Here is a 23,659-nt window from a genome sequence, read left to right on the forward strand (position 1 = left end):
GACATCTCGCTACGAATTATCTGAATAGGCCTTCTGAGTTCGTTAAAAAATAGAACCGGCTCATTTTGCCAAAATAGAGTGTCTCCTGTTCATTAGGTCTAGAACCAGCTACATATCTTCTCCATAAACACTATTACTGTATAACACAGTAAAAAAGAGGCCTAGCGTTAACCGGCAATCACCGGAACGCCAAACCTCTTTTGAGCCCCTTAGCAGGCCAAACCTGCCACTTAAAGGGGCACTAGCCAAATCATAATAGAATTGTATATGTGGTACTACTCCATCCAATTGTGGTGGAAGCTGCCTTCTTTGTCCACACGTTTGAACGTGTGAGCACCGAAGTAGTCACGTTGAGCTTGCAGCAAGTTTGCTGGCAAACGCTCTGTACGGTAGCTGTCGTAGTAAGAAAGAGCGCTGGAGAAGCCAGGTACCGGAACACCTTGTTTTACAGCAGCCGCTACAACTTCACGCCATGCGCCTTGATAAGACTCAACGATGTTTTGGAAGTAAGGATCCAAGAGCAGGTTTTTCAGAGCTGCATCTTTATCATAAGCTTCTTTAATGTTTTGCAGGAACTGCGAACGGATGATGCAGCCACCGCGGAAGATCATGGCAATGTTGCCGTATTTCAGATCCCAGCCATACTCGTCGGAAGCTGCACGCATTTGTGCAAATCCTTGTGCGTAGGATACGATTTTACTTGCAAAGAGGGCTTTACGAACGCTCTCGATGAACGCTTTTTTGTCGCCGGAGAACGCTTCAGTCGCTGGTCCATTCAGGATTTTGCTAGCTGCTACACGCTCGTCCTTCATCGCAGACAGGAAACGGGAGAATACGGATTCTGTAATCATGGACAATGGTACGCCGAGATCCAGCGCGCTTTGGCTTGTCCATTTACCTGTTCCTTTTTGTCCAGCAGCATCCAGAATGACGTCAACCATTGGTTTGCCCGTTTCTGGATCGTATTTGGAGAAGATATCTGCTGTGATTTCAATCAGGTAGCTATCCAGCTCTCCTTGATTCCATTCCGTAAAGATCGCATGCAGCTCTTCAACGGAAACGTTCAATACGGATTTGAGCAAATGGTACGCTTCACCAATCAACTGCATATCTCCGTACTCGATACCGTTATGCACCATTTTCACATAGTGTCCGGCACCGTCTGGTCCAATATATGTACAACATGGATCGTCACCGACTTTGGCCGAGATTGCCGTCAGGATCGGTTCAACCAGTTTATAAGCACTTTCCTGTCCACCTGGCATGATGGAAGGGCCTTTCAGTGCGCCTTCTTCACCACCGGATACACCTGTACCGATGAAACGAATGCCTTTGTCTTCCAACTCTTTGCTGCGACGTTGCGTGTCAGGGAAGTATGCGTTCCCTCCATCAATGATGATGTCGCCCTCATCCAGGTGAGGAAGCAGTTGTTCAATGGTAGCGTCGGTCGCTTTACCAGCTTGTACCATGATCAAAATTTTGCGCGGGGATTCCAGGGATGCTACGAACTCTTCAATGGAGAATGAGCCTGTCAGGTTTTTACCTTCAGCTTCTTTCAGAAGATCATTGGTTTTCTCGGGGGAACGGTTAAATACCGATACTGAGAAACCTTTGCTTTCAATGTTAAGGGCCAAATTTTTGCCCATGACAGCCAGGCCAATTACGCCAATTTGTTGTTTTGTCATCTGGTCCTCCATCCTTTGCTCCAATTAATTTTATTGAAATAAATTCTCAACAATACTCCCATTTTAACGGTTTTATGTATAGAAGTGAACCCCGTGGCACAGCTACGCAACGAGAAAACACCCCAATCTGCTGAGGTGTTCATCGTATTTTCATAAATACGGCCGTATCTTGTCATCCTTCCAACATTAACAGATGTCCAGACAACTGTTTTAAGACTTGACGGCAAGCATTTGCTTTTTCGATATTATCCATCTGCATGGCCGTGTAGAGGCGCTCCAGTTCATCGTCTACTTCCATGCGCAACAACATGAGCCTTTCCTCGCCTTCACGCGAGAGGAACATTTCTTCCATCTCTTCCGCCGTCGGCGCAGGTTCCTTTTGAAAAATGACACGCTGTTTGAACCCAGACACTTCCACGAGCCGAATGACTTCACCGAATAAAATGTTCTCCACAGTCATCTGCTGATCCTTAAACCGCTTCACAACTGCATGCCCGCGTGTATCTCCAATCAGCTTCTCCAGCCACTCTGCAAGTTTTGCATCCTTAATGATATAATCCCCAGTCATCTTGTAGTTCCCCGTGCGTGTCTGTTGAAAGCGGAGCTTTACCAGCTTGCGGCCGGTCCGGACTGACAGGATAAAAAAGGATTCGTCCTCGCTCCAATATAGTGAATATCCCTCACGAATAAGGTCTCTGATCAAATTTTGGATATGCCGACGGTTGAACCGCAGCTCCAGATTGCAATATTCAACTTCATAACTCTTATTCACGGCACTCCCTCCATCTGTACCGGATCAACTCCGGCCCTCGTCTTCAATCGCTTCTACTCAATCGGCTTACCCTATTTTATACTTCATTTTATGTAAGGGTACTTGGTTATTTGACTATTTTTCACCGAAAGGACCGCCGGATTGCAGCTTTCCGCAGACGCACAGGGGCAAGCCCCCGATTATCGTGATATATTGGACGCGAAAAAGGGAGCCCCACAACCAAGACGGTTGGTGGAACTCCCTTTTCTTTTGCTTATTTGGCCGGAGCGGTGCGAAACGGATTGCGGGATAACACAAAGTGCACAACGGCAAGTCCTGCCATGACGATGGCACTGCCGATGAATGGAGCCGGATGGCTCACGTGGTCCCACAGCAGTCCAGAAACAATAGGTCCTACAACCATGCCTGATCCCTGCAATGTAAGGAAGAATCCCCAGATCGCTCCCCGCTCTCCTTTGGGAATCAGCGTGGCTACAAAAGCATTCCAGGCGGGTAAAATCATGGCATAACTGATGCCCACCAGCATGACAACACCAAACACCACCGGAATGGATGTTATGGAGGAGAATGCAAACAGACTCGCTGCCGCCATCAAAAAACCAACGTTCAGGAACGGTTTCGTGCCAAACCTGTCTACCATTTTACCAACAGGCAGTAAGGCAATAATAGTTATTCCACCACCCGCAATCAGCAACAAACTGTAAAGGTTCGGCGAGATGTGCAGATCTGTGCGTGTATATAGCGTGATTACTGGACTGAGCAGCCCGATGACAAACGACTGCATAAACAGTGCAGGATACACCAGTGGATTGACATTAAGCGTGCTGCGCACTCGTTGCAGTGTACCCTTCACACTCTTTTGCAGCCGGATGAACGGTGTGAGCAAATTCGGTTTGGCTGGATATTTCACATCACTATTCTTCGCTGCTTGCTCGGCATGCTCGCCTTCAACAATGACACGTCCAGGAAGAATCATGGCCACCAGAATAACGAGAATGGCACACCCCATTAATACAAGAAAAATGGTGCGATAATCATGATGCGTGCGCTCCAGCAGCCAGTTCATGCCTATAGGTCCAAGCCCCGTTCCGCCGAGAGCAGCCATCTCCAGCGCCCCCATTGCTGTACCATTCTTGTTCTGTGGGCCTGACATCGCCGTCACCCCTGTCATGGCGCAAGGCCAGAGCGGTGACGTACCAATGCCAAGAATCAGACAGGCCATGGCCAGTCCAACGGCACTTTTGAGAAAAAGGATCATAGTAACAGCGATTAAGGTACAGATTAATGCTGTAACCATCGTTGCGCGGAACCCGATCCGTTCTGCTGCCCAGCCGGAAGGCGCCCGGAACAGATTATCTCCCAGATATTGAAGAGCAAATGCCACACCAATGACGCCTGCAGACAGACCCAGTATATTGTCCATATACACGGGCAGAACAGCTACCAACAGGGCTCCTTTGATAATTTCAACTAGAAAAAGTGTCAGCCACATCGCGATAAAAAATGGTGATCGCAGAATTTTGGCTGGTTTTGTGTCGGTTTGCATTCTTTTTCCCCTTTCGGTGTTCATTTGCCTATTCCCTATCCTTAGTGTAACCGTGGGGAATGTGCCCAAATCTCGGCAATTTAAAAAATTGTCGATTTATACTGTTGCATTCGGTTCTTAATTTGCTATACTCATCTTTGTTTACCAATTTTATTAGGAAGGGTTGTGACAGCACTGATGAATCACCACCGTACGCCGCTGTTTACCGCTTTAAAAAATCATGCGGCACTCAATCCGGTACAGTTTCATATTCCGGGCCATAAAAAAGGATTGGGAGCGGATACCGAATTCCGTGAATTTATTGGCGATAATGCCTTCTCCATAGATTTGATTAACATCGCACCGTTGGATGACCTGCATCAGCCAACCGGTGTCATTCAGGAAGCACAGATTTTGGCAGCAGATGCCTTCGGAGCCGATTATACCTATTTTAGTGTACAAGGCACAAGCAGTGCCATTATGACCATGATTCTGTCTGTATGCTCACCGGGTGACAAAATTATTGTGCCCCGTAATGTGCATAAATCGGTTCTGTCCGCGATTATTTTCTCAGGCGCCAAACCCGTATTTGTTTCTCCTTCACAAGATCCCAATCTGGGCATTGACCACGGAGTGACCACACAGTCTATCCGTCGCGCACTGGAGCGTCATCCGGATGCCAAGGCATTGCTTGTAATTAACCCGACTTATTACGGCGTGGTTACCGATCTGAAAGAGATTGTTGAGCTGGCACACAGTTATCAAGTCCCTGTGCTTGTTGATGAAGCCCATGGCGTACTCATTCATTTCCATGAGGATCTGCCACTGTCTGCGATGGCAGCAGGTGCCGATATGGCTGCAACCAGTGTTCACAAGCTTGGTGGCTCCATGACACAGAGTTCCGTACTCAACCTGAATACCAAGAATGGGTTCGTAAATCCACAGCGTGTACAGACGATCCTGAGTCTGCTCACCTCAACATCAACTTCATACATTTTGCTTGCTTCACTCGATACATCAAGACGTAACCTGGCACTCCACGGTCGTGAGATTGCACAGAAGGCGATTGAACTAGCTGAGTTTGCCAGACGTTCGATTAACGATATGGATGGCCTGTATTGCTTCGGTAGAGAGCTGCTGGGTACAGAAGCGACCTTCAACTATGATCCAACCAAGGTAACGATCCATGTTCGCCATCTGGGTATTACAGGGTATGAGACAGAGAACTGGCTGCGTGAACATTACAACATTGAGGTCGAACTTAGTGATATGTACAATATTCTGTGTCTCATTACGCCAGGAGATACGGATAATAGTGTGGATATCTTGCTGAACGCTTTGCAGGATCTCTCCCGTACCTATTATCAAGTGAACCCGGCCCATGAACTGGTCGTAAAAGTTCCGGATATTCCACAGTTGATGCTGACTCCACGTGATGCATTCTACGGTGATACCGAAGTGATTCCGTTTAAGGAATCCGCAGGACGTATTATCTCGGAATTCATCTATGTCTATCCGCCAGGAATTCCGATCCTGTTACCGGGTGAGGTTATCACCCAGGAAAACATCGACTACATCATCGATCATGTCGAAGTTGGATTACCCGTCAAAGGACCCGAAGATCGCAGCGTAACCAACGTTAAAGTGATCGTGGAAGCCGATGCCATTTTCTAAAACAACCTCCTTGCGCTGTGCAGGGGATAAACTTAAAGGACCAAGCCCTAGCTTGGCCCTTTTTTATTTTATGGGACAAGCGAGTTTGCATTTTCCCGTCTATTTCGTCGTTCAAACCGGTGGTGTAAATGCTCGTATACCTCTTGAAAAACAAACAAAAGGCCCCCTGAGATCAAGGAGCCTTCATGTTATGTTCCAAAAGAATGACTATTCTTGTGATGCAACGAGTTCGTTGTAAGCCGCTTCAACGCGGTTCCACTCTTCTTCGTCTTCAATATTGTAGAGCACCATTTCCTCGTCTTCTTCTTCCATACGCAGGATGATGCCGTCAGCTTCAGGATTGTTACGTTCCAGCAGGAGCGCATAAACATGCTTCTCCACGTCAAACGTCTCCACCAAAACCATCTCCACGTCTTGGCCGTTCTCGTCTGTTAATGTGAGAAGGACTTCTTCATGCTCGTGGTCGTGGTCGTGGTCTTGCCCGCATCCGCAGCCATCGCCGTGTTCATGTGTGTGATCGCTCATTGAAATACCTCGCTTTATAAATAGAAATTGTGTAACCTTGCATATCGTAACATGTTCAATGACACAGGTCAATTTAACTCACAAGGTAATTTTCGCTTCAATCGTTCAGCGCTGTAATGATTTTCTCCGCTACCAGGACGTAGCTGCTGTTTGCATTTTCTTTAATATGAAAGCCGACCTGATACTTGCCGGCACGGCTGAAATCATACGTAAAATCATATGTGCGGAACCAGAAGTTATCCTTCTGGGTCGTAAGCTCCTGTGACTGGATATCCTTCACCTGACCGCTTGGATTGGTAATCGTTACTTTCACCGCAGCTACATCTGCTGTCAGACTGTCCACTTGTGAAAATACATTGAATTTCAGCTTACCTACGTTAACGTTGCCAAATACAGTGTCTCCCTTGAAGAGAAAAATATGTACATTCGGTTTGATCACCGTTACTCTCTTGTTACTGCTGTCCCATTTGACGACGCCTCCGGCTTCCCTTACAGGTACATAGGTCGTTCCATCAATGAGATAACCTCCATCAGCTGCTTCCTTGCCGTTAATGAGAACACGAATCTTCTCGTTCACCGAATCTGCAAACAATAAAGACCCGCCGAGCAAGGAGAATACCGTGACACAAAGCAATATTCGTTTCCATTTCATCCCGTCAATATTCCCTCCCCTGCTGCTAGCTGTTGTACATTTATACTGCAGATTCATCCACAAAGTTGCGCTGTTTTTCATCATTTTTCATTTTTTATCCAGAATTTTTTCCACCCCTTGGAATGCACAAAAAGAGACGATCCTCATTAAAGGATGCCCCTGATCTATAATTGTTATAAATACGGGATTATACGAAGAGTTTATGAAGAAGTATGGCGGGTCAATATACAGGGAACGCCCTTGCCTAAAGCCCCTTCAATTCTCATACGTTCAGCGTAATCCATGCCTCGTGTACATGGTGTCTTACATCTCTCGCATACATCCGATGTGACCAACTTCATGGATACACGTATTTTATCACTCTTTAATGCGGGAGCTTTCTTACCCTTTGCCTTTGCCATCCCGGATTCCCCATTTCCCCAAGTGCTTACTGATGTAATGCATCATATGGGGATTCGCCCGGTTGTGTGTCTATTTAGAAAACGTATTTAAATAATAAAAATATGACAAGGAGGATACCTCCGAGAATGAGCCAGTTGCTGATTTCATACCAAATACTCTTGCCTCCGGACAGGTATTTCTGTTCATTCTCCTGATGACGCTGACGGTGGGTATCGGTCTCAGAGCCATGGGGTGGTTTGCTAAAATCCATCATAAGTACATTCCCCTTTCAGCAGTTTTTTGTAAACTTACTACCATTATAACCCACAATTGAGTGTGAAATTGATTTTTATGCATAAAACACCAAAAAACCTCCGATTTCTCGGAGGCTTCTTATCAACAAATAGTATCAGTGATTACGCGAGTTCCACGTTAACATTCACGTTCCCTTTGATTCCTTTGGAATATGGGCAGTAGTCATGGGCAAGTTTCACAAACTTCTGTGCTGTTTCTTCATCCAGACCAAGGATTTTAACTTCCAAATCTACTTGAAGCTTCACGCCGTTATCCTCAGAGTCCGTCACCAACATTACCGTTGCAGCTACGGTACTTCTTTCAATCTCAACTTTGTGTTTCTTCAATTGAAACTCCAGTGCGGAGTTAAAACAAGCACTATACCCTGCTGCAAACAACTGCTCCGGATTGGTAGCTGTCGTCACTTGTCCTCCGAGTTCAGGCGGTGCAGCAACATCCAACATAAACACGTTATCTGGGGATTGTACGATGCCTTGACGTCCGCCTGTATTGATTACTGTTGTTTCATATAATGTTTTCATTTGTGAAAACTCCTCTTCAACATTTATTTGTATTGGTTAAACATGATTTCTTGTTTTTTTGTTTTGCTAACAATTTGATTGTACACAATTTAATTGTGTTTGTAAACCATTATTTAAACAATAAAAGAAGAAGCCGCTTACATAGCGACTTCTAAGCGAACCTTTTATCGTCATCACAGGTCATACACGATCGTCATTCCAATCAGTTACTCCAGATATCCACTTTCATCTGTGCACATTTGAAATACTTGGCCTCGGCCTTACTTGTAGTCAGTTTCAAAAGACATTGCAGTTCTCCATGTTGGAACAACCCACCGCTAAGGTCAGCAGCAACACCGCCATATTGATCATCTGCACCAAGCCATACGGACGGTCTCTCGAACCCAGCTGAGAACTGTAATCCGGTACAGAGCAACACAGTGAGATTCTTACGGTTCTGTGCTTCATCTCCTGCTACGCCATGTGTGGTGAAGAACACCATGTTTTGATTAAAATCCGTGTACGTTCCATCTGCTTTATAGGCACGGACCATACCATATTTCTGATTTACGTTTTGAAAAAAAGTGATTCCGGCCTTGCTATCCTTCGATTTAATGCCAACCTGAACTGAAATTCCAATGTTCCCGTTTAATTGTAGCGCTTCCAAAGTGATTGCAATTGCTGTTACTTTCGAGCTGTCAATCAGATGTTTCATTTTTAACTCTGCCGTGGCTCCTGCCGTTGTCGGAGTTGTAACAGTAATGGTCCCTCTGTCGGGCAAAGGCTCAAACGTAGGGGTGCCCACCACCTCCACCCAATCCGGTAACGTTCCGTAAAGAAAATCAGCCACAAGCTGTTTGTGAACCTTTCCAAAGGGCACAATCTGACCCGCTGCATCACGTATAACCATTTCTACACCCCCACCGAATAGGCTACACCGATATTATGATCGGTATTGTAATACACGTACACTACACCGTCCATAACGGACACCATCAAGGACTGCATGTTGGTCGTTTCCCAATCCAATGCCGGAAAATATATATCTGTAGGTTTGTCCAGCAGTTGACGAAAGTCTGCACTGATCTTGGCAATGGCAGGCCGAGCTACCGTCGTAACCCCACCGGAAGCATAAGCTGATAACATACCCAGCCACCACATGCTCCCTTTGTACATAAATACACCAGCATTGGGTCTCGAAATGTTTTCTCCTGCACTTAAAGTGGCATCATTCCCACCCATTAATGGTCTTGGATCAGCTAACCAGCTACGTCCGTCATGTGAATGCCAGATACATTTACGACCAAAGTCCCCACCGCCCATCACTGAGAAACCGATCCATTTGCCACCATTTCTGAAACACGAGAAATATCCGGTATGACCATCACCTGGGAAACCGGGAGGTTTGTCCAAAATCAAACCCACTCTTGTCCAGTTGATCATGTCTACAGAGGTCGCAAGTGCCGTCGATTGATTGATCCCCAGTCCGTTTTGTTGATAATACATAAAAAACAATTGTTCTTCATCGTTCCAGATCACAAATGGAGTTTCCGTCGAATTCCCAACCACAGTATCGAGATACACCTGTCCGTGTTTGGTCCATGGTCCTGTCGGGCTGTTCGAGTAGGCTAGTCCAATTCCTCCGATGTGATTATGGTTGGTAGAATACGTAGCATAATAATCTGCTTTTGCATCAGGGATAAGCCCCTTTACCTTGATCGCCCGAAACCAATAGATCGATTGAAGACCCGCCATTGCAGCGGTATACATAGGATTGTCCATTTTTTTATCAAATTGAGGCGTGTACATCCGTCTGGTTTCTGCATCGCAATAATCATAAGGCGCAACGGCCCTGCTTGCCTTCATCGCTGCGTCGAGTGCTTCCTGAGCAATATTATCAGTCATAGACATGGAAACTCAACTCCTTCGTGAGCAGGGTATTACCATTTACCGGTCGCGAATATAAAACATCCGAAGTGTCCTTTAATAGGATTGAAAAATCAACAACGTTACCCTCATTCGCAACCGGCTCCTGAGTAACACAAAGGATAGGACAAATTCTAGCATTATATGAATGCGCTTTCATTTTGTTCATTCCTTTATTTCTTTTACAGTTGTAATCAGCAACTGTCCCTTTCATTGGTACGCCCGGATAATGTTGATCCTTCATATTAATCCCTCCTATTGTTTTCTCCCGATAAGTATATTCATGAAGTTGCCTTTGTGTTAAAGCATTATGCCCATCTTGCAGCCTATTATTCTAAGACTGGTTCTCATATAAAACACAAACAGGCTAACCAATACAAATTGGCTAACCTGTTTGAACGAAGAAACTGCAAAACCAATTCCTTATTACTCCGCAAAAAGTGAAGATATGGGATTCGCAACTTTTTTATTGGATTTCTCCTTGCCTTGGTTATCCAATACATAGTACTGGTAAAAGTCGTTAGTGAAGCCGATAGACTCCTGTATTTTCAGCTTAAAAGCTTCAAATGCCTCATCACTCAGATGATCCTCATTCCAGAAATAATGAAGCATCAATCGATTCTGGTTATAGGGATGTTTGATAACATATGCACCAGCCGTGAGAGGTTGATTCATGGTATTTTTCCAAGTAAAACCCGTCTGTTTCGTTCGATCAATAATGTTAAGTTTTAAAGCCTGCACCAATCCGTTTGACTTGGCATTGCCAATGACAATAAGGTTGCTGTTGCCGATCTCTTTTTTCATCTTTTGCTTCAGTTCCTTGCGATCCCGTATAACGTCGTATTTCACACCAGTCATATCAAGGAATCCGGTCAACTGATTAACCATATCTTCCTGCTGTTTAGTTGCAAGCTTACTTACCTGATCGCTGAGCACAATGGTTAATTCCTCGCCTTGAAGGGCTTTGTACATCAATCGATTCATCACTTCATAAGGCAGATTAGGAACCATACCCATGACAGCCTGATATTGCACTTGTAAGACATCATGCACATAGGCGGCGGTCTCTTCTTGTGATAGTTGGTATTCCGGGTTTAAGACAAAATCAGGCTGATATAGGGCCATCTGCATTTCTGAACGTATTTCTTTACCAAGCACATCTTCAATGGTTTGAAGCAGCCCCTCTACCGTTGCATTTTGGTACACGTAGCGTTTGAAATATGTCCTCATCAACTCGTCAAATTTCTCTTCACCGACGGAACGGTAAAGCTGATAGATCGCTTGTCGCCCCTTCTGATAATATACCAAACTTGCCAAATCCCCAGCTTCATCGTTTGTTGACGCAATCGCCATATCTACGGGCGCAGTATCAAACTGTATGGATCTGAATCCATTTAGCTTGTCTCCCTGTTTCTCGGCAAAATACACCATGGAGAAATCAGCAAAGCCTTCATCCAGGAAGGATTCTGTCTCCGAATTATTACCGATCAATGCATGGAACCACTGATGCGCTATTTCATGAACAAATGTTGTGTCTTCTTCTGGAACCGCACCATTTTGAATCTGTCCCATCTGAATGAGCCTCGCATACTCCACGGCAACGCCTTGTACATACGTCTCGACAATTCGGAACTCTGGATAGGGATACTTGCCATATTTCTCACTATAGAAATCGATGACCTTGAATGCCTGATTAATGTACCGGTCAACTATCTTTTTCTTGTATGGATCATCGTTGTAATAATAGTATTCCACCGTCAGACCGTTACGAGTAGCGCGTTCCACTTGAAGATTAGAACTTGCAAAGAAAACAAACTCCCTTGTATTCTCGGCCACAGCAGAAACAACTTTACGACCATGTTCTGTACTGTTTTGAGTAGTGATCGTACCCGGCATAGCTACCTGATACTCATCGGGAACATTGAATTGAACTTCAAAGTCCGATGAGGTGTAATAATCGCTCTCAAATGTTCGACTATACGGTGCCTTGTTCCATTGATGCTTAACCTCGTCGTATACAGACATCACCGGGAACCAGTGTGCACCATTGATCATGTCCTTGTAGTAGGAAACTCGCTGTGAGCCATAGGGTATATTCAACTGAAACTCCAGTTGGAATGATACCGATTCACCTGGTTGTACGGGCTTCTTCAACTGTACGGTCAACGCCTGGTTTTCCTTATGGAAATCCAACGATTGGCTATCTGCGCTTACAGCCTGAATATCGATGCCACCCAGAAAGTCCGCCGCTGTCTTCTCCGGATGATCTTCACTAATCTTTTCATTATGCTGTTGGTACATGCTCGCCTGTGTAGACTTGGAGAGGTTTGCGTCAGCATATGTATGAAGGACCAGCTGCTGGAGGGTATCCTTGCTTGTGTTGTGATACGTTACCTTCTCGCTCCCCTGGATCGTCATGTCCTTCTCATTTAATCGAGCCTGAATCTGGTATTGAATCGGGGTCTGCTCTAAAGAGTCTTTCTGTGTGTTATATATCTTCGTAGATACAGATGCTGGGCCTGCTTCCGCGGCAACAACCCCCATGTTGGCAAGTGGGCTTGTTGCCAGTATTAAAGCCAGTGTACCCGCGATCCCTACTCTGGCTAACTTTGATGTAAATGGACTTGAATAATTCATTAGTTCTCTCCTTCTCCTGTTCTATGTTGACCTCATGACCAAGTATAGAAGACGAACCTTACGCTGAATTTATGTTTTATTTAAGTTTTGTTTAAAAAGAGGAAGAGAAACTGTGCCATTAAATTTATTATCAACAAAAACCACCTACACATATTATTGGAGGTAGCCATATTATTATATAAAAAAAACAACTCCTCTTGAGATATAATTCTCAAAAGAAGTTGTTTTAATTTTTCATATAGGACGAGTGGGGATCGAACCCACGACCCTTACCCTGTCAAAGAAATGGGGTCAGTGAACTAAACATCTCTCGACCGAGTAATTCGGCGTTCGTAGCGACTTGTCACCTTTGTGTTCTTCTCTCATGTACCCTGTATTCTATTGTTTGGCTCACAGTCTGTCCCCAATCCGTCCCCAAAATGTCCCCGAGTTTTATTTGAAGTTTAATTGATAATCACGGTGTGTTCCGTTGTCGGTGAAACTATTGTAACATAAGCAGGAGTCGATACCCCTTGCGCGGATACTAAAATCTGCGCAAGTTTTTTTGCTATTTCCTGATTAATTGATTGGCTTACGTCAATACGGTGTGTTTTCATGTTGCACATCCTTTATAGTATGTATTTGTGCGTTCGATTGATATGCCCTATAATGAAAAGTGGAATAATTTAGGCATGAGGTGTAAATGGATGAACCCTGTACCGGGGAGAAGCCGTTTGCCGTACCTCTTAGCCAAACGTAAGATCAAGCAGACTGATCTTGCTAGAGAACTGAACCTGACTGAAGGGTTCATATCTCAGGTTATTTCTGGAAAGAAGTACTTTTCGTATCAAAATGCAGCCCATGCAGCAAGAATACTCCGGTGTACTATGGAAGAATTGCATGAATGGGACGACTAGGCGAACGGCGGAGGCGTAAGCCCCTCCCCGGTAGAAAGTTTACCCCAGGTAAAGATTGACCAACAACCTCACTCGAAATCCATTTATTTCATACCTCACATCTCTATTAAATCCCATTATTAGCCTCTTGTAAACAAGAATTGGTGTCGCTGAGTTCGTCCTACAATTCTACAATATTCGACAGTAATTCGACATATAATATGTGTACATATAAACAAAAAAAGACCGCGTTAGCGGCCCTTATGTCAACACAACCCTCGGATTCATTACTGTAAGTTCTTCCATAAATGTTTTATATCTATGGTTAACTATTTCGCAACGTACTGAGTGTTTGGTAATTTCACTTTCGAAATATGCTTCTTTATATATTGAGTTCACGGAGACCACATTCTCCGTATTTATAATAGTCGCTCTGTCTACGTGAAGAAATTTATACCCCATGTTGTTGATTGCATTCAACCAGTACTTCACTGGTCCTGGTAGATAATAGGTGCCTTCGGTGGAATAAATGATTGAACGATCAATCGTTCCCTCCCATGCCATATAGAATATGTTCTCGATATGGATGTCTTCAATTTTCCCGCCGTCCTGGCTGGTTGTTACAGATAACATTTCACCACTCCTATTTATTAAGCAAATTTTTTGGGGGTTTCGGATTGGATACCCACGCCAAGCTTGCTGGCATTACAGAGATCACAGCCAAAGCAGAAAGTGCAGTTGCTACAGCAGAGTAAATTTTAGTTTTCATTTTGTTTTTCACCCCCTTTAAATATTACATATGCTGCAAGCATAATTCCTTGAGTGCAGTAAGCAATGGCTGCAAACGGAGACCCTACCCAGAAATTAGAAGCAATTATAAACATCCCCACTACTTTTAATATCGGATAATATCGCTCAGGAATTATAGTTTGATCCTCAATTCCCGCTGGGGCAAAAACCATAACACACAACAGACCGACCACTGTTAATACAGTTGTAGTTAATTGATCTAACGTCACCAAGGACAACAATGTTGCCGTGCCGGCAGTGGCGACCGCACACCACGTACTTGATTCCAGATGCAAACCACCGGTAAGTTGCCGTAACACAGCAAAGGCCAACAACATTACAGCCGCATCTTTTCCGTGACCAGTAAATAATGCGCCAAGTACAGCTAGTCCTATTACGGTAAAGAAGTTTATTGAAATAATAAGCGAGTGGTTCAAATTCTCAATTGGAGCTGGGTGGTTTGGGACAACAGCCTTAATATGTTTGGCGATCCGCCAAGCGGCAGTCTCTATCAATATTCTTCTCTCTCTTTCCGAATAGCGTAGTATAAGATCATCCCAACAGCTAAGGCCATATGAACAATAACCAGAAACATGTTGTTGATATAAAACATTAGTGTAGATGCCAACAGTGAAAACACTACAAATGCGACAACGCCGATATGTTCCCATTTAAACCTGAATTTTTCAAAGTCAGCAGTGAATCCGATCTTGAATTTCAGTAAGAAGTACGTCACCCCAAGAGCAACAATACTTGTAACCGCTTGTAGCGCAGACCCTTCTACAGATGTAGCCAACGTACTTGTGTCCACACCTTGGAAGAAAACAAACAGGATGATCGTCTGTACTACGGTATAACTAAATGTTCCGAGTATAGCGATTATCGAGGACCACATTACAGGCACTTTTACAACCGTTGTAATTAAGAGGATGAATAGAATTGTACTTAGCGCAGGAGCGAGAGCAGCCATCGATGCCTCTTCACGCATGAGGTAGCTTTGTAAATTCATCAGCAAACTTACGAACAAACCAGGCCATATGTAGTTCTTGACTTTTATTCTAAAGGTAGCAAGCATTAGAGCAAAAGCCGACATTGTTTCAAGGGTTGAAAAAAGTAAGAACCTGGTTGGCTCCCACATGGTACATTTCTCCTTCGCAGATCAATTAAAGTTATACTTTAATTATACCGGAAGAAGTGGCAATTACATAGCCAAAATCATACATTTTTCAGGTGTTAGCTGAGATTATTTCTGCAATCGGAATTTCCCTTTCGGAATCTTCTAACAACATGTTGACCCTACCCATCCGCTGGTTAATACCAATTACAACTCCACTATAATATTCGTCATCAAACGGGCTGAAGACTACCAAGTCAACCTTCGTTTTTTCGTGGAAAGATTCAGCTAAAGCCCGGATGATTTCCTCAATGGCTTGCTCATCCAGAATGGGTTTCCCTCTACGTTGTTTTTCCCTCTGATGCCGCAACATTGCTTCGCGGTGTTCGGGCAAGATCATACGTGAACTTTCAAAGATTCCGTTACCCTCAAGTTTACCCATAGAATATTCCTCCAATTGATAAGAACGTACGTTTGTTTGTATTATATGCGAACATACGTTCTTTATCAATAGGATTTACGGAAATAGTATGCACTTATACTTATTGCACCTTAATGCCGTTTTCCTTCCGGTAATTTATTACAAGTTGCCTCCAAAAGTCGTAACTACCTTTGCTGTCAGCAATAAACGGCTTGTAGTATTCGTATGCAGTCTTTGCCCAGCTTGGACATTCCATGTTGGATTTGGCTTTTTCGGACTCGATCCACTTGGCCTGAGCATCTACAGTGGCTTGCAAGTCGTCCATCTTTTTCTTCTCTGCCGTTGTCATCGGTTCTTCACCTCCATTCTTAATTCGTTGCACTTCCGCCTGAATGCCAGGAATAAACTCGCGAGACGCAGCCAAGCGAGTGTTCCCATGTCCGAAAAAGTTTGTACCCGGGCACGTCTTACTGGATCGACCTTGGATATAGTCGCCCAACCAATCCCCAGCAGACGTATACCAAGCGTGATACACGATGTGATTCGTATCTACAGGGATATTGAGTTTGATAGCCAAGCAAGCATACAAGTGCAGTACAACTTGTCTCTGTTCGTCTGTCATCGAGTCCCCGCCAACATCAAAGTTACCAATGATCTCCACACACAACGCACCCGTGTTAGCACCTTTTATCCCCGCAGGTGTTTTGTTCAGATCCCGATCCAAGCTGATTGCTATTTTCCCATCTTCGAAAACTGTGATATTCTGTCCGGTTCCGTTCCAGCCGTTTGCCAGGTGTGTTGTCCGGATGCCCTCCAAGCATCTGAAATGATCCTGATTCCTACGAGTGCTGTAGTTTGGCAACCATGTGTGGTGAACCTGTAGCTTGTTTATTGTCCTGGTTATTTTCTGTTTCTGAAGCCACCCGTTAAATTCGGATGGTTCCAGCAACAAGAAGTTTCCTTTGCTGATCAAGTTAAACTCTCCTTTCTACACTGCGGGTTTTTGAGTAGTTGTTTCTTCTTGCGGTGGATCTGGGAGATTCGGATTCTCTGGCACTGCACTTCTAGACTCGAAAATCTTCACCGCATTACGTAGCACGTCCGGCATAGGAACTCCCATGCGACCCATATTTTCAATTACTGATAACAATTCGTTTGCGAGGTAAAAGAAAATAACGGCATCCTGGATGTAACCAGTGCCGCCCAATGCTGAGTCTATGAAATGCGCAATGGTAACTACCAGGAAGATTGCAACCTTACGGGCGATCCCTTCGAATCCAACCCTGCTACGCAACTCATGCTTGATCCAAGCTGCGGTCCAACCAGTTAGCCAGTCCACTACTACTAAAATTAAAAGTAAGTTAATCAAGATGCTCCACCCTCCAAAGAGGTACCCAACGCCAGCCCCAAAGGCAGCCGATACCATTTTAATAAAATTAGACATTCCCTCTTGCATAGTGATCCCCCACTTTCTCTCTCTATTTATCTGAAGCTGTATCTGAAACCAATCCCGCTAAAGCCTCGCCTACCGACTGATCCACTGCCTGTAAAATCTCTTGTTGTTTCTCTGCTGGATGCATCCCGATGAACAATGAAATGATTTCGGAGATCTCTTCAACTGGCCGGGAAATATCAGCCGTTATCACTACTTGATGTGTCGCCTTCAATATCTCGCCTCCTTTCAGGCATAAAAAAAGAGCCCGTGGGTAACGGACTCATTCATGTGGGTAATATGTTATTTGATTTCTGCCAGCGCAGCTTCGACCTTTTCTAGATCAGCGGTATACTTTTCGATATCAGCGTCATAGAGTGCAATTTGTTTCTTCTTCGCTTCGACAACTTGCTCAGAACCATTTTTCTCAGCATCGGCCAATTCCTTTAACAAAAGCTCTCGTCCGGATTTTGTTGGTTCTAAAATCTTTTCGATTAATACTTTTTTCACACCTTCGAGATCGGCCTTACTTCTGCCGCTGTACTCGTTGCTTGAAGAAGGCGTGGATGGTGAGACGCTCGTCCCTTCCTGACCTTCGTCTGTAGTAATATAGATAGTTTTCCCGGACACAGATACATCAGCTCCTAATGCCTCAGATAATGATCTTGCAGGAACATTTGCCTTGCTATCAATCACAGCGCCCTTATCAGATAAGCTTTTTCCGTTAACCACAACTGAATATTCCCCAGTAACCTTTTTCCCAACCATGCTTTTAACTGAATCAGCGAAGGCTCCCGCCGATGTCGAAAAGATAATTCCGATAATTATCCCGCCTGCAATGTACGCAAATTTGTGAGTAAAATTTTTCACAACTCATCCTCCGTATTGGGTCATTTTTCCTATTATGATACATTACGGAGCTGATGTTGTGAAGGTTCCACCCCAATTCGACGCCCCTGCAATACCATGGTTGTGTGTAGGCAGTGTAACGGAATGGGTGTGACTTGAAGATGCCTTGCTATTTAAAGCTGCCCATATAGAGCTTAATTCAGCTTGGAGTCCCGTTATGTCAGTCATTTTCAATCCCGTAATTGAACCATTGAAAATAACTGAACTGCGAAATTCAGCAGGGCCTGCAATGATTGGTGCCCCTTGCAACCTTATTGGATTCCCTGTATTGTTCGATCCTATAATAAGGTCGTTACTTATAATAGATAATCCGCCACTGTTCTGATACGTATTAATCTCTCCTGCGCTTGCCCCGCCAGATCCAAAGAATGATATTGCAGCAACTCCATTATCACTGCCTGTATTAATTCGTATCCTGTTTACTCCGCTGCTATCAAATGATCGAAAACCCTGAACATCCAGTTCCACACGCCGACCACTTGCCGCTGTTCGGATTAATGCCCCTGTGATCGTTCCACCTTCAATCTCATTACCGATAATCTTCGATGCTTTAATTACAGAACTGAACATTTCAGAATTTTCTATTTCCCCAGTGAGTTTAATAGAACGTGCAACTACATTGCCCTGCATATCCACACGGAATGGCGCTTGGTTGTAATCGTTGTGCCCTGAGCTGATCCCTTGCGTGTTGATCTTAGTAACCAAGTTGCCGCTACCAATGACCATAGACACAAAATCACCCAGTACGCCCCGTATAGCTTCAGCCACAACGCCGTTAGCTGTAATGGCAACCCTTGGCGTCAACCCTCCGTCTGTAGACAACATAATACCGTCTGACGTCAGTATGACCTGGTTCCGGGCAATCGCCTTGCTCTGAAGCAATATGCCTCTCTGATCGTATATGATCTCTGTTTTGGAATTGTTGATATCAATAACAGCCTGCTTGGCGAATGTCTCAAATACATCCGTTCGGATCTTACCGCCAGATAGCAAGTCATTCATAATCCGTTTGGATCGTTCCAGGTCCGCAATGATGTCGTCATAGTCCTGAACCTTGAAGTTGGCCAGAACCACTTGTGTATGTTTGTCCATCGAAAACGGATACTCAGTCATTTCCATAACCCGCATTTCGATATTGGGCATTTCCATTTCTGGGTCATAGGCGTATACGATATCACCCATGTCAGGTGGCGACTCGATCCGGTCTATCTTATGGATGTCCGCAGCGTTAATGGCTATCTCGATTTCCGGAATCTCTTTCTTGCGCAATTCCTCCCGGGTAGCCTTCAGCAGCTTCTCCGGATCTTCGATGTCCTGGTCAATCATTTCGCCATCGAAAAAAGGGTTTGTCGTGTTGGTCCAGTACTGGGCGTAAGGCGATATCAGATAGTTCACAGTGAGTTTTCCGTTTTGGATCGCTCCTGGAACACCTTGCAACAGGCTTAATTCTTCCGCTGTCAGATAGTCCGTGGACATGCCAATAAACGTCCGGCCATCTTTCATCTGACTGTACATCCGGGTAACCAGGTTAGAACCTTCATCCTTGAACTGATCCTGAATGATATCTTTGCCGATCCGGTACTGCTTGCCGTTGTCCTCACCCACACGCTTTCGCAAATGAATGGTGAAGTTATCTGCCCACACCTCAGCCCCGTAGGATCTGACGATATGGTTGAATGCCTCCAGTGCCGTTGTACGGCCCCAATCCTTAATGTCCTGCAATTCAAATACGTCATCTATCCGAAACGTGTACTTATTGTTCATGATCGGTGAGAGACGGGAAATCATTTGGCTGATATGGACCCCATATGCCTCTTCAAGATACTGGTCATACGGCACTTTGAATTCATTCATCTTGAACATGATATGCGTACACACGATCCGCGCTGTAAGTTTCTTGCCATCCCGAACACGTTCCCGCGTTTGGATTACATAGTACTGGCCGTTCTCGTCCATCACATGGCCCTTGATCCTGATTTTCTCTCGGTAATCATCCGATGTCATAGGCACAAAAAAAGACAGCTCATAATCAGAATTGAGCCGTCTCCGCCGTTCTACTTCATATGCATGGGTTAAGTATCCCTCTGGTTTTAAATCCTTGTCCAGTACCTTCAGGTATTTCATGGACATCCTCCTAATACAAGAACCGGTCCCGATGCGTGATTCTCAGTAGCACCTGGCGGTTTGTTTCTGGATCTGTATATGTGATTCGGTTATCGCCTACATTGAGATTGAAAAAATCACCTTCCATGAGGCCTGCCGCATTGATTCCGTTTTGAGTAATGCGGAATGTTTTGGCGTCAATTTCGATTTTGTCGCCTGGCCGGAATGGTCCGGTGAATTCAAGAAACTCCACATGGTACCGACTCCCCTTGGCGACTGCACCAAAACCAACATCCATTACAGCCCGTTTGGTAATCTCTCGAATGAAATCCGCCTTGGTGCCAGCAGCTACGTCCATAACAGCCGTAAAGGATATTTCACGGACAAAATCACCTGCCGCTCCCGCATTGACATCCATAACCGCCGAACCCGTCATTTCCATCGATGCAGCAGCTACAGCAGATCCTGATATATCAGCAACTGCCCGGCCAAAGACGAATACGGATATTTGGCGGTTAAAGGCCATGCGGTTAAAAGCCCCTCTGTTAAACATGGCCTCCACCCCTTTTGGACAAAATAAAAACACGCTCCGTTATTGGGCGTGCCGGTTACTTCTCAATCAGAAATTCAACTCCACTTTCGGTCAGAATAGCGTCAACTTGTGCTCGAAGAGAAGTAGGAACTGTCTTGTACTCAGTTGTGCCGAAAATAATACGTTGTGCAAAGAACATAGCTACCATGTTATCACCTCCTTCCAAGCGCAGAAGCAGCCAGAATAATACACGCTGGATCATCCATATACCTCTATCGCTATTTCAGCGATTACATCATCAGTGAACGCAGCCCGATCCGCAAGCGCCTTGCTTTGAGCCTTCAAAAGTGTGTTGTCCTGCATGAGTGTTTCCACCTGTTTACTGAGTGCCGGACGTGGTTCCTGTGGCGTCTCTGGATCGGTCGGATCTGCATAGGTGAATAAAGGTTCCATTGACTCCAGATCAATCCAAGTGATTTGTCCACCGGCATCATAATCAGCCGAATAATCATTGAATTCCAATTGCAACAAGCCTACCGTTTCAGGCACTCGTCCGGCCAATGCTGAATAGAAAGCGAAGTCTTGTTCTACAGTTGTTTCAACTACCATACCCATTCGTTGGTCAGTAACCCATATCACATTGCCGGTTCCTTTTTCGTAATAAACTTTTCTGCCTATCTTCATTGCTGAACCTCCTTAAATGTCAAATGCATGCCAGGTTAAGTTGATGTTAGTTAAATGGATGCTTATAGGAAGTCGGAACCCCGTTTCGTTCACAAACGCTTGCGTTCCTTCAACATAGTACATATCTCCCTTACCAGTGGTGACCGTTGAATAGCCGACATTCCTCCTAGTTGGAAGTTCAGTATAGACTGAACTTTGAGGGTATGGACCTGAACCTGGATCAGCATTAACAGTTGACTGCATTGTGATGACAATAATTTTCGGCTTGAATGCTAAACCATTCACTTGTAAATAGTATGAATTTGTTTGCGAACTATCTGTTTTGGTGAACAGCATTACAGATGTAGAGAAGCCTGATACGCCTGTCGCATATCGCACACCTTCGTTCAATGTGCCAATCACGCCAAATATATTTATCCCATTCTTAATGTTCGCAGCTAATAAATTTGCGCTACCCAAGATCGTCATTGCGCTACTATAGTATCCAGCCGCTTTTGTTTGATTGGCTATCCCTGGAGTTATCGTCCCGCCCGCACCATTGTTCGCCATTGTTCCTGTTCGGTTATTGCCAGTAAGATTTGAGAAAGTTGCTCCCGATAACACTTGTGCCACTGTGGCTGTTCCTGTCGCCCGGATCACCCCGGACACCTTAGCAATGAGCGAATCCCACGATTCGCTAGTGGATGCCGATACACCTATGGAGTTAAGCGCGGCAACCACTTCCGCTTTACGTTCAACTCCAGCTTGAAAAGCCGCAGCTACTGCCGACTCTGTAGCAGCTACGTCATCCCTGTTACCTGTTGTAGATTTCGAAAGCATAACAATTCCCTGTTCTGTCAAAGATGCAGGAGGTATCACAATATCGCTCAGTCGTTGATCAAGATCAGCAATGTTTTCCCGAAATGTATCATGGTCATGCGCCGTGAAGAATCTTGCTAGCTTTGTTCCTGCTGCCCATGACACTGCCCCACTCTCAAACCCTCTGGTTACTCCTGTAATCTCATTTCCGGTCTTCCCGGTATAAAGTACCGTTTCGGCCGATTCATCCGTTCCCAGCGTTAGTAGGTTCGGCGCAGGAGGTAATAAAGAACCATCCAGCACCGTGAAACTGGTCTGAGTGTCGTCAATGTCTGTCGCCAGCTCCGTCTGCCTGCTGTTGACCGCAGCCGGATACATTGTTTTGATCATCGTTTATACCTCCTTAGTTCAACCGGATCTCCACTTGCCCAGTTAAAAACTTGAAAATGTCATTATTTAAAATGCTTCGTGGTGTTTCCAGCGTACCGAAATAATAAAGGTTTCCACCCGTAACAGCGTCCCGCAGTCCAAAGTGTGTAACTGTGCCCCAATTGGCTGTCGCTACCGCAAAAGCTACATCTGCCGCAGATTTGATGGACATCTTTTGTATATTGCTCAAGACCCCGGTAACTGGGTGAAACTCTTGGACAGTAACTTGAGCCGGTTCAGCAAAGGTGAGTACCTGCCTGCCGTAACCTCCACCGGACACCTCTTGCCCCGTATCATTCCAGGTCGGATCGGAATTATAAAGAGCGACATATAACCTATCTGGGAATGTGAATTTTTCCCCTCTTGCTGATACATTCAGTTGTTTGGTCGCTAAAAACTTACTGATGTTCATCGGTTCACCCCTCTAATAAATATTCATTGGTCAGTCTCAAATTTCGGATCGTGGTAGAGCCTACATTGGTCAGTACCATCTTTGGAGGCGTAGGAATATCGCCTGAAGATGGAATATTAACTACCGCTGATCGTTGGGTAACAGTCGTTTCAAAAACAAACTCTGTGCTGGACTCCGGGAACGGATCGTACATCTTGAGCGGAAAATTCACCTGGTGATTCACCGAAGATTGATCGTAATCAACTGAATCCCGGTATTGGGCCATGTATCTCTTTTTGGGTATGTCCGAAAAGATCAACTCCAGATCCCCGCGTTTAGCATGGAAGACGTTCGCCAGTCTGTTCACAATTCCGTGATACTCTGTCCGGTCACCCATGACATAGAAACTCAACTCAAGTGGCCGCGTGGCGTATGTTGATCCGAAATCCAGTTCTCCATCTCTCCCGGCGAGCTTGACCGTGTTTTCCTCAGCTTCAGGCAAGGTGGGCAATGTTCTCCCGACCAGTACTGCGCCAAGCTCCGAGATCCATTGCCCATTCACTTTTACATCAATGTCATAACTCAAATCG

At 45.0% G+C, this 23,659-nt stretch carries 28 protein-coding genes; 1 reads left to right on the forward strand and 27 read right to left on the reverse strand.

What is annotated here, in order from left to right; translation table 11 throughout:
- Positions 1-275 precede the first annotated feature (275 nt).
- The 3 genes from gndA to MKY95_RS23005 all read right to left on the reverse strand — a co-directional run bounded on the left by gndA (position 276) and on the right by MKY95_RS23005 (position 4,003).
- Complete coding sequence (gndA, locus tag MKY95_RS22995; RefSeq protein ID WP_036614715.1) at positions 276-1,685, reverse strand: NADP-dependent phosphogluconate dehydrogenase; 1,410 nt, start codon at positions 1,683-1,685, stop codon at positions 276-278.
- A 172-nt stretch (positions 1,686-1,857) separates the two neighbouring features.
- Positions 1,858-2,457, reverse strand: coding sequence for a hypothetical protein (locus MKY95_RS23000; RefSeq protein WP_036614719.1), 600 nt, complete (start codon positions 2,455-2,457; stop codon positions 1,858-1,860).
- A 253-nt stretch (positions 2,458-2,710) separates the two neighbouring features.
- The gene (locus MKY95_RS23005; protein WP_076318900.1) at positions 2,711-4,003 is read right to left on the reverse strand and encodes an MFS transporter; all 1,293 of its coding nucleotides are present in this window, start codon (positions 4,001-4,003) and stop codon (positions 2,711-2,713) included.
- A gap of 177 nt (positions 4,004-4,180) precedes the next feature.
- Between MKY95_RS23005 and MKY95_RS23010 the strand changes: the two genes are divergently transcribed.
- Positions 4,181-5,656 (forward strand): aminotransferase class I/II-fold pyridoxal phosphate-dependent enzyme, encoded by a 1,476-nt coding sequence (locus MKY95_RS23010; RefSeq protein ID WP_036675042.1) that lies wholly within the window; start codon positions 4,181-4,183, stop codon positions 5,654-5,656.
- A 207-nt stretch (positions 5,657-5,863) separates the two neighbouring features.
- Here MKY95_RS23010 and MKY95_RS23015 read toward each other — a convergent pair whose 3' ends face one another.
- The 24 genes from MKY95_RS23015 to MKY95_RS23130 form a co-directional block, all read right to left on the reverse strand.
- Positions 5,864-6,181 (reverse strand): DUF1292 domain-containing protein, encoded by a 318-nt coding sequence (locus tag MKY95_RS23015; RefSeq protein WP_036614722.1) that lies wholly within the window; start codon positions 6,179-6,181, stop codon positions 5,864-5,866.
- Between the two features lie 97 nt (positions 6,182-6,278).
- Positions 6,279-6,833 carry a copper amine oxidase gene (locus MKY95_RS23020; protein WP_036614723.1) on the reverse strand — a complete coding sequence of 185 codons (555 nt, stop codon included), beginning with the start codon at positions 6,831-6,833 and terminating at the stop codon, positions 6,279-6,281.
- A 475-nt stretch (positions 6,834-7,308) separates the two neighbouring features.
- Positions 7,309-7,488 (reverse strand): hypothetical protein, encoded by a 180-nt coding sequence (locus tag MKY95_RS23025; RefSeq protein WP_017687398.1) that lies wholly within the window; start codon positions 7,486-7,488, stop codon positions 7,309-7,311.
- A gap of 142 nt (positions 7,489-7,630) precedes the next feature.
- On the reverse strand, positions 7,631-8,050 hold the full coding sequence (locus tag MKY95_RS23030; RefSeq protein WP_017687397.1) for an organic hydroperoxide resistance protein: 420 nt from the start codon (positions 8,048-8,050) through the stop codon (positions 7,631-7,633).
- Positions 8,051-8,252: 202 nt separating this feature from the next.
- Positions 8,253-8,939: a hypothetical protein gene (locus MKY95_RS23035; RefSeq protein WP_047843708.1), complete on the reverse strand. Its 687-nt coding sequence runs from the start codon at positions 8,937-8,939 to the stop codon at positions 8,253-8,255.
- A 2-nt stretch (positions 8,940-8,941) separates the two neighbouring features.
- Positions 8,942-9,940, reverse strand: a complete 999-nt coding sequence (locus MKY95_RS23040) for a hypothetical protein (RefSeq protein WP_076318898.1) — start codon at positions 9,938-9,940, stop codon at positions 8,942-8,944.
- Entirely contained in the window at positions 9,927-10,199 is a 273-nt protein-coding gene (locus MKY95_RS23045; protein ID WP_076318897.1) for a hypothetical protein, read from the reverse strand. Before MKY95_RS23045 ends, MKY95_RS23040 begins: the two co-directional genes overlap by 14 nt.
- A gap of 182 nt (positions 10,200-10,381) precedes the next feature.
- Entirely contained in the window at positions 10,382-12,592 is a 2,211-nt protein-coding gene (locus MKY95_RS23050; protein ID WP_339194525.1) for a M1 family metallopeptidase, read from the reverse strand.
- Positions 12,593-13,035: 443 nt separating this feature from the next.
- Positions 13,036-13,188: a hypothetical protein gene (locus MKY95_RS23055; protein WP_339194528.1), complete on the reverse strand. Its 153-nt coding sequence runs from the start codon at positions 13,186-13,188 to the stop codon at positions 13,036-13,038.
- A gap of 540 nt (positions 13,189-13,728) precedes the next feature.
- Positions 13,729-14,100: a hypothetical protein gene (locus MKY95_RS23060; protein ID WP_339194530.1), complete on the reverse strand. Its 372-nt coding sequence runs from the start codon at positions 14,098-14,100 to the stop codon at positions 13,729-13,731.
- 125 nt (positions 14,101-14,225) lie between these two features.
- The gene (locus MKY95_RS23065; RefSeq protein ID WP_339194532.1) at positions 14,226-14,771 is read right to left on the reverse strand and encodes an accessory gene regulator B family protein; all 546 of its coding nucleotides are present in this window, start codon (positions 14,769-14,771) and stop codon (positions 14,226-14,228) included.
- Complete coding sequence (locus MKY95_RS23070) at positions 14,768-15,265, reverse strand: hypothetical protein (protein ID WP_339194535.1); 498 nt, start codon at positions 15,263-15,265, stop codon at positions 14,768-14,770. The genes MKY95_RS23065 and MKY95_RS23070 overlap by 4 nt, the downstream gene beginning before the upstream one ends.
- Positions 15,266-15,482: 217 nt before the next feature.
- Positions 15,483-15,812 (reverse strand): YolD-like family protein, encoded by a 330-nt coding sequence (locus tag MKY95_RS23075; RefSeq protein WP_339194537.1) that lies wholly within the window; start codon positions 15,810-15,812, stop codon positions 15,483-15,485.
- A 100-nt stretch (positions 15,813-15,912) separates the two neighbouring features.
- Positions 15,913-16,764 carry a peptidoglycan recognition family protein gene (locus MKY95_RS23080; RefSeq protein ID WP_339194540.1) on the reverse strand — a complete coding sequence of 284 codons (852 nt, stop codon included), beginning with the start codon at positions 16,762-16,764 and terminating at the stop codon, positions 15,913-15,915.
- A 15-nt stretch (positions 16,765-16,779) separates the two neighbouring features.
- Positions 16,780-17,235, reverse strand: a complete 456-nt coding sequence (locus tag MKY95_RS23085; RefSeq protein WP_339194543.1) for a phage holin family protein — start codon at positions 17,233-17,235, stop codon at positions 16,780-16,782.
- Positions 17,236-17,269: 34 nt separating this feature from the next.
- Positions 17,270-17,458 (reverse strand): hypothetical protein, encoded by a 189-nt coding sequence (locus MKY95_RS23090; protein ID WP_339194545.1) that lies wholly within the window; start codon positions 17,456-17,458, stop codon positions 17,270-17,272.
- A gap of 68 nt (positions 17,459-17,526) precedes the next feature.
- A complete protein-coding gene (locus MKY95_RS23095; protein ID WP_339194548.1) occupies positions 17,527-18,093 on the reverse strand; it encodes a copper amine oxidase in 567 nt (188 codons plus the stop codon).
- Positions 18,094-18,135: 42 nt separating this feature from the next.
- The gene (locus MKY95_RS23100) at positions 18,136-20,256 is read right to left on the reverse strand and encodes a prophage endopeptidase tail family protein (protein WP_339194550.1); all 2,121 of its coding nucleotides are present in this window, start codon (positions 20,254-20,256) and stop codon (positions 18,136-18,138) included.
- 10 nt (positions 20,257-20,266) lie between these two features.
- Complete coding sequence (locus MKY95_RS23105) at positions 20,267-20,788, reverse strand: hypothetical protein (RefSeq protein WP_339194552.1); 522 nt, start codon at positions 20,786-20,788, stop codon at positions 20,267-20,269.
- Positions 20,789-20,843: 55 nt separating this feature from the next.
- A complete protein-coding gene (locus MKY95_RS23110) occupies positions 20,844-20,975 on the reverse strand; it encodes a hypothetical protein (RefSeq protein WP_268745236.1) in 132 nt (43 codons plus the stop codon).
- A 50-nt stretch (positions 20,976-21,025) separates the two neighbouring features.
- Positions 21,026-21,451, reverse strand: a complete 426-nt coding sequence (locus MKY95_RS23115) for a hypothetical protein (RefSeq protein ID WP_339194554.1) — start codon at positions 21,449-21,451, stop codon at positions 21,026-21,028.
- Positions 21,452-21,463: 12 nt separating this feature from the next.
- Complete coding sequence (locus tag MKY95_RS23120) at positions 21,464-22,639, reverse strand: tail fiber protein (protein ID WP_339194557.1); 1,176 nt, start codon at positions 22,637-22,639, stop codon at positions 21,464-21,466.
- Positions 22,640-22,652: 13 nt separating this feature from the next.
- On the reverse strand, positions 22,653-23,090 hold the full coding sequence (locus MKY95_RS23125; RefSeq protein ID WP_339194560.1) for a hypothetical protein: 438 nt from the start codon (positions 23,088-23,090) through the stop codon (positions 22,653-22,655).
- A 4-nt stretch (positions 23,091-23,094) separates the two neighbouring features.
- Positions 23,095-23,655, reverse strand: a complete 561-nt coding sequence (locus tag MKY95_RS23130; protein ID WP_339194562.1) for a distal tail protein Dit — start codon at positions 23,653-23,655, stop codon at positions 23,095-23,097.
- Positions 23,656-23,659: the final 4 nt, after the last annotated feature.

It is taken from the genome of Paenibacillus sp. FSL P4-0176, from assembly GCF_037975265.1.
Classification (GTDB): domain Bacteria; phylum Bacillota; class Bacilli; order Paenibacillales; family Paenibacillaceae; genus Paenibacillus; species Paenibacillus amylolyticus.

Bases quoted from the DNA above. Each gene is read 5' to 3' on its own strand.
- MKY95_RS23005 (WP_076318900.1), bottom strand. From the start codon at position 4,003: ATGCAAACCGACACAAAACCAGCCAAAATTCTGCGATCACCATTTTTT.
- MKY95_RS23070 (WP_339194535.1), bottom strand. From the start codon at position 15,265: ATGAATTTACAAAGCTACCTCATGCGTGAAGAGGCATCGATGGCTGCT.
- MKY95_RS23010 (WP_036675042.1), top strand. From the start codon at position 4,181: ATGAATCACCACCGTACGCCGCTGTTTACCGCTTTAAAAAATCATGCG.
- MKY95_RS23110 (WP_268745236.1), bottom strand. From the start codon at position 20,975: ATGGTAGCTATGTTCTTTGCACAACGTATTATTTTCGGCACAACTGAG.
- MKY95_RS23020 (WP_036614723.1), bottom strand. From the start codon at position 6,833: ATGAAATGGAAACGAATATTGCTTTGTGTCACGGTATTCTCCTTGCTC.
- MKY95_RS23115 (WP_339194554.1), bottom strand. From the start codon at position 21,451: ATGAAGATAGGCAGAAAAGTTTATTACGAAAAAGGAACCGGCAATGTG.
- MKY95_RS23125 (WP_339194560.1), bottom strand. From the start codon at position 23,090: ATGAACATCAGTAAGTTTTTAGCGACCAAACAACTGAATGTATCAGCA.
- MKY95_RS23035 (WP_047843708.1), bottom strand. From the start codon at position 8,939: ATGGTTATACGTGATGCAGCGGGTCAGATTGTGCCCTTTGGAAAGGTT.
- MKY95_RS23025 (WP_017687398.1), bottom strand. From the start codon at position 7,488: ATGATGGATTTTAGCAAACCACCCCATGGCTCTGAGACCGATACCCAC.
- MKY95_RS23060 (WP_339194530.1), bottom strand. From the start codon at position 14,100: ATGTTATCTGTAACAACCAGCCAGGACGGCGGGAAAATTGAAGACATC.
- MKY95_RS23040 (WP_076318898.1), bottom strand. From the start codon at position 9,940: ATGTCTATGACTGATAATATTGCTCAGGAAGCACTCGACGCAGCGATG.
- MKY95_RS23055 (WP_339194528.1), bottom strand. From the start codon at position 13,188: ATGAAAACACACCGTATTGACGTAAGCCAATCAATTAATCAGGAAATA.
- MKY95_RS23075 (WP_339194537.1), bottom strand. From the start codon at position 15,812: ATGGGTAAACTTGAGGGTAACGGAATCTTTGAAAGTTCACGTATGATC.
- MKY95_RS23050 (WP_339194525.1), bottom strand. From the start codon at position 12,592: ATGAATTATTCAAGTCCATTTACATCAAAGTTAGCCAGAGTAGGGATC.
- MKY95_RS23015 (WP_036614722.1), bottom strand. From the start codon at position 6,181: ATGAGCGATCACACACATGAACACGGCGATGGCTGCGGATGCGGGCAA.
- MKY95_RS23105 (WP_339194552.1), bottom strand. From the start codon at position 20,788: ATGTTTAACAGAGGGGCTTTTAACCGCATGGCCTTTAACCGCCAAATA.
- MKY95_RS23120 (WP_339194557.1), bottom strand. From the start codon at position 22,639: ATGATCAAAACAATGTATCCGGCTGCGGTCAACAGCAGGCAGACGGAG.
- MKY95_RS23085 (WP_339194543.1), bottom strand. From the start codon at position 17,235: ATGTCTAATTTTATTAAAATGGTATCGGCTGCCTTTGGGGCTGGCGTT.
- MKY95_RS23030 (WP_017687397.1), bottom strand. From the start codon at position 8,050: ATGAAAACATTATATGAAACAACAGTAATCAATACAGGCGGACGTCAA.
- MKY95_RS23045 (WP_076318897.1), bottom strand. From the start codon at position 10,199: ATGAAGGATCAACATTATCCGGGCGTACCAATGAAAGGGACAGTTGCT.
- MKY95_RS23100 (WP_339194550.1), bottom strand. From the start codon at position 20,256: ATGAAATACCTGAAGGTACTGGACAAGGATTTAAAACCAGAGGGATAC.
- gndA (WP_036614715.1), bottom strand. From the start codon at position 1,685: ATGACAAAACAACAAATTGGCGTAATTGGCCTGGCTGTCATGGGCAAA.